This is a genomic window from Mycobacterium sp. TH-M25, assembly GCF_057473665.1.
In genome coordinates this window covers 1-4,234 of the sequence record NZ_JBYCLA010000464.1, presented here as the reverse complement: position 1 = coordinate 4,234, position 4,234 = coordinate 1, and the positions used below count along the sequence as shown (strand labels likewise).

General features: G+C 62.2%; 2 protein-coding genes. One reads left to right on the top strand and one right to left on the bottom strand.

Going from position 1 to position 4,234, the window contains the following annotated elements:
• The first annotated feature begins 357 nt into the window (after nucleotides 1-357).
• Nucleotides 358-3,513 carry an isoleucine--tRNA ligase gene (gene ileS / locus AC2VOU_RS15725; RefSeq protein WP_047313886.1) on the top strand — a complete coding sequence of 1,052 codons (3,156 nt, stop codon included), beginning with the start codon at nucleotides 358-360 and terminating at the stop codon, nucleotides 3,511-3,513.
• A gap of 61 nt (nucleotides 3,514-3,574) precedes the next feature.
• Here ileS and AC2VOU_RS15720 read toward each other — a convergent pair whose 3' ends face one another.
• Nucleotides 3,575-4,141, bottom strand: coding sequence for a class I SAM-dependent methyltransferase (locus AC2VOU_RS15720; RefSeq protein ID WP_047313887.1), 567 nt, complete (start codon nucleotides 4,139-4,141; stop codon nucleotides 3,575-3,577).
• Nucleotides 4,142-4,234 lie beyond the last annotated feature (93 nt).

Genomic DNA, 4,234 nt, shown 5'->3' with positions numbered 1-4,234 from the left:
TAGTGACGTCGGCTACCTGAGACTTAGCTGAGCCTAGACGATTCTTGGTCGTTGGATTCGCGTTTCGCGAGCATTTAACTTTTCCTGGTCTCGCCTCGCCGCAGCGGTGGTGTCACAACCCGCGCGGACCAGTAGAATCGTCTGCAACGGCATCGATCCGGCCATCACCGGTTAGCCTTCGGAAGAACAGCGCTACGTCCTAGTAGCAGCCCAGTAGAACCGAACGGGTGGGCCCGTTACAGCCCTTGAATGAGTGGCCGTGCGTCAGCGCGCGGCAAGCGGGGTGGTACCGCGGCGCTCGCGCACCCGGCGCGTCGTCGTCCCCGTGCCTAGTTGCGTATATGGCACAGGAGACGGATGACTGACAGCGCCTACCCGCGCACTGATCTGGGCGCCGACCAGCGCGGCGGATCCCCAGATTTTCCCGCGCTGGAAGCCCAGGTTCTCGATTATTGGTCTAGCGACGACACCTTTCGGGCCAGCATCGCCCGCCGCGACGACGCCCCCGAGTACGTGTTCTATGACGGGCCCCCCTTCGCCAATGGTCTCCCGCATTACGGGCACCTGCTCACCGGCTATGTGAAGGACATCGTGCCGCGCTACCGCACCATGTCTGGCTATAAGGTGGAGCGCCGCTTTGGTTGGGACACGCACGGGCTGCCTGCCGAACTCGAAGTTGAGCGGCAGCTGGGTATCACCGACAAATCCCAGATCGACGCCATGGGCATTGCCGCGTTCAACGAAGCCTGCCGCGAATCGGTATTGCGCTACACCGACGAATGGCAGACGTATGTGACCCGCCAGGCACGCTGGGTCGACTTCGATAACGACTACAAGACACTCGACCTGTCCTACATGGAGTCGGTGATCTGGGCGTTCAAACAGCTGTGGGACAAGGGCCTGGCCTATGAGGGTTATCGGGTGTTGCCGTACTGCTGGCGCGACGAAACTCCGCTATCCAACCACGAACTGCGGATGGACGACGACGTCTATCAAAGCCGTCAGGACCCAGCGCTCACGGTGGGCTTCAAGGTGGTGGGCGGTGACGATGAGGACCTAGTCGGCGCTTACCTTTTGGTGTGGACGACGACGCCGTGGACCCTGCCGTCAAACCTGGCCGTTGCGGTTAACCCGGACGTCACTTACGTCCAGGTCCGGGTCGGCGATCGTCGTTTCGTGCTGGCCGAGGCGCGGCTGGCCGCCTATGCCCGAGAGCTGGGTGACGAACCCGAGGTGCTCGGCGCTTATCGTGGCGCCGACCTGCTGGGCAGGCACTACCTGCCGCCGTTCCCGTATTTCATGGACCCAAAGAAAGGGAACGCCAAGGCATTTCAGGTGCTCCCAGGTGACTTCGTGACCACTGATGACGGCACCGGCATCGTCCACATGGCGCCTGCCTACGGTGAAGACGACATGGCGACCGCCGACCAGGTCGGCATCGTTCCGGTCACGCCGGTCGACGCTAACGGCCGCTTCGACGCCACTGTGCCCGATTACCAAGGGCAACACGTCTTTGCGGCCAACGCCCAGATCATCCGTGACCTGAAGAGCCAGAGTGGCCCGGCGGCGGTGAACGGCGCGGTATTGCTTCGCCACGAAACCTACGAGCACCCATACCCGCACTGCTGGCGATGCCGCAATCCGCTGATCTACCGCGCGGTCTCGTCATGGTTTGTCACGGTGACGGAATTCCGGGACCGGATGGTGGAACTGAACCAACAGATCACCTGGTATCCCGAGCACGTCAAGGACGGCCAGTTCGGTAAGTGGCTGCAGGGCGCCCGCGACTGGTCCATCTCACGAAACCGCTACTGGGGCACCCCAATCCCGGTGTGGAAGTCGGATGATCCGGCGCACCCGAGAATCGATGTATACGGCAGCTTGGATGAGCTGGAGCGCGACTTCGGGGTGCGTCCCACGAATCTGCATCGTCCCTACATCGACGAGCTCACCCGGCCCAACCCCGACGACCCTACCGGCATGAGCACCATGCGACGGATCCCAGATGTGCTCGATGTGTGGTTCGACTCAGGTTCCATGCCCTATGCCCAGGTGCACTACCCGTTTGAAAACGATGACTGGTTCGATGGTCATTACCCTGGCGACTTCATCGTCGAGTACATTGGTCAGACCCGCGGTTGGTTCTATACACTACATGTGCTGGCTACCGCACTCTTTGATCGTCCGGCATTCAAAACCTGTGTAGCGCATGGGATTGTGCTGGGTTCCGACGGTCAGAAGATGAGCAAGTCGTTGCGCAACTACCCGGACGTCACCGAGGTGTTTGACCGCGACGGCTCCGATGCCATGCGGTGGTTCTTGATGGCCTCGCCGATCCTGCGCGGCGGCAACCTGATCGTCACCGAACCCGGAATCCGCGACGGCGTGCGACAGGTGCTGCTGCCGTTGTGGAACGCCTACAGCTTTTTGGCCCTTTATGCGCCGAAAGTCGGTACTTGGCGTACGGATTCGTCGCATGTGCTGGACCGTTATATTCTAGCGAAACTGGCGGTACTGCGTGATGACCTCAGTCATGCGATGGAGGTCTGCGATATCTCTGGGGCCTGCGAACAGCTTCGCCAGTTCACCGAAGCGCTGACGAATTGGTATGTGCGACGGTCACGTTCGCGGTTCTGGGACGAAGATGTTGATGCTATCGATACCCTGCATACCGTGCTGGAAGTGACCGCCAGGCTGGCTGCGCCACTGCTCCCGCTGATTACCGAGGTTATTTGGCGCAGTGTCACCGGTGGGCGTTCGGTACACCTGACCGACTGGCCGCAAGCCAACGAGCTACCCGCCGACCCGGACCTGGTCGCCGCGATGGATCAGGTCCGGGAAGTGTGTTCGGCGGCGTCGTCGCTGCGCAAGGCCAAGAAGCTTCGGGTGCGCTTGCCTCTTCTGAAACTTATTGTGGCAGTGGATAGTCCGCAGCGTCTAAAGCCCTACGTTGACTTGATCGGCGATGAGCTTAACGTTAAGCAGGTAGCACTGACTGATGCGATCGACACCTACGGCCGATTTGAGCTCACCGTCAACGCTCGAGCGGCCGGGCCGCGGTTGGGTAAGGAGGTGCAGGCCGCCATCAAAGCGGTCAAGGCGGGAGAAGGCGTCGTCAACCCCGACGGCACCCTGACCGCCGGGCCGGTCGTGCTGCAACCTGACGAGTACAGCTCGCGGTTGGTGGCCGCCGACCCGGAATTCACCGCGGAGCTGCCCGATGGGGCCGGTCTGGTGGTGTTGGACGGCACGGTGACCCCCGAGCTGGAGGCGGAAGGCTGGGCCAAGGACCGGATCCGCGAACTGCAGGAGTTGCGTAAGTCGACTGGGCTGGACGTCTCCGATCGCATCCGGGTGCTGATGTCGGTGCCGGCCGAGCGGGCCGACTGGGCGCGCACCCACGCCAAACTCGTCGCGGGGGAGATACTCGCTACTAGTTTCCAGTTCGCCGAGCCAGGACCGGACGCCGTCGCGATCGGCGACGGCGTCCGCGTCAAGATCGCTAAGGCGTGAGTCGCGAAAGTACATTCCGCGACGCATTTGTGCGGAACCGTCAGTAGTTGCACTTTCGTAACTAAGGCTTGACCGCGCGCCAGCGCTGCGCGCCGTGCCGGACGTCAACGTCAACGTCATGAAACCCGGTTGCGCGCAAGCGATCCGGCAGCGTCTCCGGCGACACCGGATTGCAGGTGTCGCGGAAATGCAGGATACGGAAGGGCAGCGAGGTTACGCTGTCGCTGCCGGCGAAGACGCCGCCGGGGCGAAGCACCCGGAAGGCTTCTGCGAACAGTCGATCTTGCCGCTCCGTGGTCGGGACGTGGTGCAGCATGGTGAACGACACCACCGAGCTGAACTCGTTGCTCGGCAATCCGGTATCGGTGCCGTCTGCGTTGATGATCCGCGCGCGCTCGCCGTAGCGCCGTTGTAGTCGCTGGGCCATCGCCGTATCGATCTCGACGGCGGTGAGTCGCGGCGTCTTGTCGACTAGCACCCGCAGAAATGCGCCGTACCCCGGTCCGATCTCGAGAGTGTTGTCGCCGAGCTGCACGCCGGCGAGCACCCAGGGCAACAGCCGGCCTTCGACTTCCTTGGCCCAGTGGTCCGAATTGCAGCACAACCGATGGCAGAGGTTCATGGGCATACCCACCGACGTTAGACCAATCGCCCATAGCCCCCAATATTATTGCCAGGTGTGGAGTCCCGTTGGGTGCTGCACCTGGATATGGACGCGTTC